The organism is Candidatus Woesearchaeota archaeon (assembly GCA_030651135.1).
GTDB lineage: Archaea > Nanobdellota > Nanobdellia > Woesearchaeales > JACPBO01 > JACPBO01.
The window spans coordinates 1-5,085 of the sequence record JAUSCS010000007.1; the positions used below are offsets into that span (position 1 = coordinate 1).

The following is a 5,085-nucleotide window of genomic DNA, read 5'->3' on the forward strand; positions in this document are numbered from 1 at the left end:
ATAAATGCGGAACCTCAATCCATGCTGCGGCTCCAGGACAAGTTCAGAAGGTTAAATATGGTTATAATTTTGGCGGAGGAAATTATATTACAATTTTACATTCAAACGGAGTGGTCACTTATTATGGACATCTTATGACAATTTTTGTAAAACCGGGAGATATGGTTGATGTTGGCGAGAGAATTGCTTTAATAGGTGGAGCTCCAGGGATGGCGGGTGCAGGCAGGTCTACTGGTTGTCATTTGCATTTTGGAGTTGTGGGAGCCAAAAATCCTTTAGCAAAATATGGTATTGGTGCATCGATAAGATACTCAAAATAAATATAAAGTTCAATAAAAAAAGCCGAGATTCACTCGGCTTTTTTGTTAAGTAAATTTATTTTTTACACTTTATACAAGCTCTTGCTTCTGGACAAGCTTGCAGACGATTCTCGTCTATTTCATTGCCGCATTTTTCGCAGATTCCATATTTGCCATTTTCAATTTTTTCTAAAGCGGAATCAACATCTTTTAACCTAAGTTCTAAATTATGTTCAAGAGAAAGGAGATTGTCATATTCTTGTACTTCGTCTGCTTCTTCTTCCATGTTGCCGTTTTCTCTATTGGGATATTTTGTGTCCCAATTATTTTTAAGATTTTTATCTTCTGTGGCAAAACTGCTTAACTCTTTTGTGAGAGCGGTTTTTTGATTCTCTAATTTATTTTTAAGGTCTTCAATTAATTTTTTGTTCATTAGATTATTTTTTATTTTGTTCTTCTGCTGTTTGTTTCTCTATGTCAGCTAAAAACTTTTTTCTCTGTTCTTCTTCTCCTGCCACTGATTTGGCTATCCGTTCTTTTACTTTGCTTGAAGCGTCTTTTAAGAATTCCTTTTCTTTAGGGGTTTGCATCGGATTAGTCCATTGCTCTCTTTGAACTTTTTCTTTTTTTTCACTAGACGCCTCTTCTATTTTTGCAGATTCCGCTTGCTGTTGCTCCAACATTCCTCTTTTTTTATCTTCAACTCTTTTGATTATTTTTGAATATATTTCTCTCAAAGATGCATCAGTAGCTTTTATTTTTTCTTTAAGATTATTCTTTTCCACGGTTATCTTCTGATAATCTAAGTCTATTTTTTCAACTTTGTCTTCAATTATTTTTATTTCTTTTTCAACAGCCCACCTCTTTTTTTCTATTTCCTGTCTTTTTGTTTCTAACTCGCCTCTTCTTTCTTCTAAGCTCTTTTTTTCTGAAGGGACATTGCTTGTTTTTTCATTTTCTGCTATAAACTTTTCTTCTTTTTCTATTTTTTGCTCTTCAGCTATTATATTGTTCAGTTTTGCCTCTTGGTTTCTTTTATTAATTAAAATTTGATTCTTTTCTAATGCTAAAGAAGATTCTTTCTCCTGTTCTAAAATATCAATTTGTTTTTCTAAGCCGAGTCTTTGCGATTCAAAAAGAAAAATTTGTTGTTTTTCAGGTTCTTCGGCATAGCTTTTTATTTGTTTTTCTGCTGACCTTTCTTCGCTGATATTTTTTGAAAGAACTTTTTCTCTTTGTTGGTTTTCTAATGTTCTTTTTTCGGTTTCTTTTTTCTTTTCTTCCGCCAGCTGGCGGATCGCTTTTTCTTCTTCAACAGTTTTGATTTTAACAATTTTATCCCTCTCTTCTAAAGCATCAATCTCCCTCAATTTTTGAAGGTCTTTTCTCATCGTTATTATTTCAGCCCTTTTCAAAAATTCTTTTGCTTGTAGCTCTTCGTCTTTAGTTATATCCATGAACTAAGATATTAAATTTATTTTTTGGGAAATCTTTTAGCTTGAAATCCTGCGTCTACTGCTGATAAATTAATTCTGCCCAACTCATCAATTCCAGTTACTTTTACCGGTATTATATCTCCAACTTTGACCACGTCTTCTACTTTTTCAATTTTATATGGAGCGAACTTAGAAATATGAACTAGTCCAGACTGGCCCGGTAAAATATCAACAAAAGCTCCAAAATCCATAATTTTCCTTACGGTTCCCTCAAAAATTTCTCCAATTTCTACTTCTTTTACAATTGATTGAATTCTATTTACGGTGCTTTCAACAGCGCTTTGGTCTTGGCCTGTGACAAAAACTAATCCAGAATCTTCTATATTTATATTTACGCCAAACTCTTCAATTATTTTGTTAATAACGCTTCCTCTTGGACCAACAACTTCGCCAATTTTTGCAGGGTTAATTTGTATAATACTAATTTTTGGAGCAAAAGGAGAAAGATTTTTTCTCGGTTCAGAGATAGCTTCCTTTATTATATCAAGAATTTTTAATCTTGCATCCTTGGCCTTCAAAAGGGCTTCTTTAAATATTTTTTTATCTATGCCATCAATTTTTATATCCATTTGAATTGCTGTAATCCCGTTTTTTGTGCCAGCCACTTTAAAATCCATATCTCCAAAATGGTCTTCTGGTCCTTGAATATCTGTTAAAACTTTATATTTCCCAGTTTCTTCATCTTTTGCTAATCCAATAGAAATACCTGCAACGGGTTCTTTGATAGGGACCCCAGCATCCATTAACGCCAAGGTTGCTGCGCATACAGATGCCATTGAGGTAGACCCATTACTTGATAAAGCCTCAGACACAATTCTTATAGTATAAGGAAAAATTTCCGGGTCCGGGATTAATGGCAACAATGCTTTTTCTGCCAAATGTCCGTGTCCGATTTCTCTTCTTTTTGGGCCTCGCATTGGAGAAGTTTCTCCGGTAGAGAATGGAGGAAAATTGTAATGATGCATAAATCTTTTCTTGCCAGAAATTTCCATACCATCTAAAAGTTGTTGGTCGTCGGGTCCTCCTAAAGTCAAAATTGATAATACTTTTGTAAGTCCTCTATGGAACACGCCACTGCCATGAGTTCGAGACAAAACACCTACCTCGCACAAAAGATTTCTTATTTCGTCTGTGCCTCGTCCGTCTGGCCTTTGGTTTTTCTCTATAATATTTTTTATAATTATTCTTTCCATTTCTTTTTCAAAAAATGGCAAGACTTGTTTTTCTTTTTCTTCTGATGGGTATTTTTCTTTAATAAATTTTACTAATTCTTCTTCTATCGCATCTGCTTCGCCAAAATTCTTTTCTCCGGGTTTTGCATTAGTAATCGCATTTTCTAATTTATCTCCTAGAAATTCTTTGATGTCTTTTTCTATGTCTGATTCCACGGCAGGATTAAAAGTAGCCTTTTTTACGCCAACCTTATCAACTATCTTTTTTTGAAAATCAATTACTTTTTTTAAAGTATCTTCGGCAAATTCTGTGGCTTCTAATACATCGCTTTCTGAAACTTCCCTGCCTCCCATTTCTATCATATTTATTAAAATTTCATTATTGCTATTTATGGCAGACAGCGTTAGGTCAAGAGCATTTTCCTGTCTTTGCTTATATGTAGGATTTAGTATAAATTTACCATCAGCCTTTCCAATTCTTATTGCTCCTAACGGCCCATTCCATGGGATATTAGAAACAGCTAACGCAAAAGAACCAGCAATCATACTTAAAATATCTGGGTCATTTTCTCCGTCAAAAGATATACAACTTACTATGACTTGCACTTCCTTTTTAAAATCTTTTGGGAAGAGAGGCCTTATTGATCTATCAATCATTCTGGAAGTTAAAATGGCTTCATCTGACGGCCTTGATTCTCTCTTTAAAAATCTTGAACCTAAAATTTTTCCGGCAGCATAAAATTTTTCATCGTATTCAACTGTCAAAGGAAAAAAATCAGTGTCATCAAAGTTTTTTTGCGACATTACCGCGGTGGCCAATACTTCTGTTTGGCCATAGCTTACAATGCACGAGCCCGAGGCCTGTTCTGCCCAGTCAGTAAGCTTAATTTTAAGAGTTTTATCTCCTATTTCTAACTCAAAAGTATCTTTTATCATTTTTATTTTTACGAGAAAAAGAGAATTTTCATTTGAATAATTCTAAATAAATTAGAAGCATTCAAATGACATCCTCAGTTTAACTCGCAGTTTATTATTTTTTTAAAAGGAATTTTTGTGGCAATAAATCTAAGTCAACAAATTCGTCGGCTGTTTCTTTTAATTTTAAAGATGTTGTTCTGCCAAAAGCCATAACCTCCACTCTTTTGCCTTAGTTTTTTAAGTATTCAACTAAAGCAATAAAGTCGCCATCGCCCGATACCAAAACAATTACATCAAGTCCCGGAGAAGTTCTTATGGCGTCAATCACAATACCCACATCCCAGTCGGCTTTTTTAGCTCCACCGTAAAATTCCTGCAAATCTCTAACTCTTATTTCAATACCTAATTTTGTTAAAGCATCAAAAAATGGCTTTTCTTCGCCAGTTTTTGTTTTAACAACATATCCAAACGCCCTTATAAATTTTCGGCCCGCTATAGCCTGTTTTAAAACTTCTTGATAATTAACTTTGGCATGATAGAGATTTTTGGCAGAATGGTATAGATTCTGAATGTCCATTAACACTTCTACTCTTTGTTCTTTTGGTTTGGTTGCCATTCTATTTTTTGAGCCCGATTTTTTTAGTTATAGCGTTGTATCTTTTTTCAGACTCTTTTTTAAGATAATTTAACAATTTTTTTCTTTTAATAACCATTCTTAATAATCCTCTTTTTGAGTGCAAGTCCTTTGGGTTCTTTTTTAAATGCAAAAGAAGCTTATCTATTTCTTTAGTAAGCAAAGCAATCTGAACTTCACAAGACCCAGTGTCTTTTTCATGAACATTATGCTCTTTGATTATTTTTGTTTTTTCCTTGGTGTTTAAAGCCATAATTATGTTATTTAAATTTACTTATACTATAATTTTATTTCTTTGTAAAGTGCGCCCAGCAGGAATCGAACCTGCAACCTTATCCTTAAGAGGGATCTGCTCTACCAGTTGAGCTATGGGCGCATTGTATTTTATATCTATAATTTTACTAAATAGTATTCCAGGCCCCTTGGTATCCTAATGTTGTTAAAATAAAATTGATAATTAACCATGCGCCAAAAACCAATACTAAGCCAATTGTTGCTATGTATAAAATATTTTTGCCCTTGCTTGCCAAATTGGGATTCCCAGCTGAAATAAGAATCATTATCCC

At 33.8% G+C, this 5,085-nt stretch carries 6 protein-coding genes and 1 tRNA gene; 1 reads left to right on the top strand and 6 read right to left on the bottom strand.

The window, feature by feature from the left end:
- Positions 1–320: M23 family metallopeptidase (locus tag Q7J54_04455; GenBank protein MDO8740792.1), on the top strand; the 320-nt coding region annotated here is incomplete at its 5' end.
- A gap of 55 nt (positions 321–375) precedes the next feature.
- Here the strand turns inward: Q7J54_04455 and Q7J54_04460 are convergent.
- From Q7J54_04460 to Q7J54_04485, 6 genes are all read right to left on the bottom strand, one after another.
- Positions 376–732, bottom strand: a complete 357-nt coding sequence (locus tag Q7J54_04460) for a TraR/DksA C4-type zinc finger protein (GenBank protein ID MDO8740793.1) — start codon at positions 730–732, stop codon at positions 376–378.
- Between the two features lie 4 nt (positions 733–736).
- Positions 737–1,756: a hypothetical protein gene (locus tag Q7J54_04465; protein MDO8740794.1), complete on the bottom strand. Its 1,020-nt coding sequence runs from the start codon at positions 1,754–1,756 to the stop codon at positions 737–739.
- 17 nt (positions 1,757–1,773) lie between these two features.
- A complete protein-coding gene (locus Q7J54_04470; GenBank protein MDO8740795.1) occupies positions 1,774–3,903 on the bottom strand; it encodes a polyribonucleotide nucleotidyltransferase in 2,130 nt (709 codons plus the stop codon).
- 211 nt (positions 3,904–4,114) lie between these two features.
- On the bottom strand, positions 4,115–4,501 hold the full coding sequence (locus tag Q7J54_04475) for an NYN domain-containing protein (GenBank protein ID MDO8740796.1): 387 nt from the start codon (positions 4,499–4,501) through the stop codon (positions 4,115–4,117).
- A gap of 1 nt (position 4,502) precedes the next feature.
- Positions 4,503–4,772 carry a 30S ribosomal protein S15 gene (rpsO, locus tag Q7J54_04480; protein MDO8740797.1) on the bottom strand — a complete coding sequence of 90 codons (270 nt, stop codon included), beginning with the start codon at positions 4,770–4,772 and terminating at the stop codon, positions 4,503–4,505.
- A 50-nt stretch (positions 4,773–4,822) separates the two neighbouring features.
- Positions 4,823–4,895, bottom strand: a tRNA-Lys gene (locus Q7J54_04485).
- Positions 4,896–5,085: the final 190 nt, after the last annotated feature.

Excerpts from the sequence above, each read along its gene's own strand:
- Q7J54_04460 (MDO8740793.1), bottom strand. The coding sequence starts at position 732 with ATGAACAAAAAATTAATTGAAGACCTTAAAAATAAATTAGAGAATCAA.
- Q7J54_04465 (MDO8740794.1), bottom strand. The coding sequence starts at position 1,756 with ATGGATATAACTAAAGACGAAGAGCTACAAGCAAAAGAATTTTTGAAA.
- Q7J54_04470 (MDO8740795.1), bottom strand. The coding sequence starts at position 3,903 with ATGATAAAAGATACTTTTGAGTTAGAAATAGGAGATAAAACTCTTAAA.
- Q7J54_04475 (MDO8740796.1), bottom strand. The coding sequence starts at position 4,501 with ATGGCAACCAAACCAAAAGAACAAAGAGTAGAAGTGTTAATGGACATT.
- rpsO (MDO8740797.1), bottom strand. The coding sequence starts at position 4,772 with ATGGCTTTAAACACCAAGGAAAAAACAAAAATAATCAAAGAGCATAAT.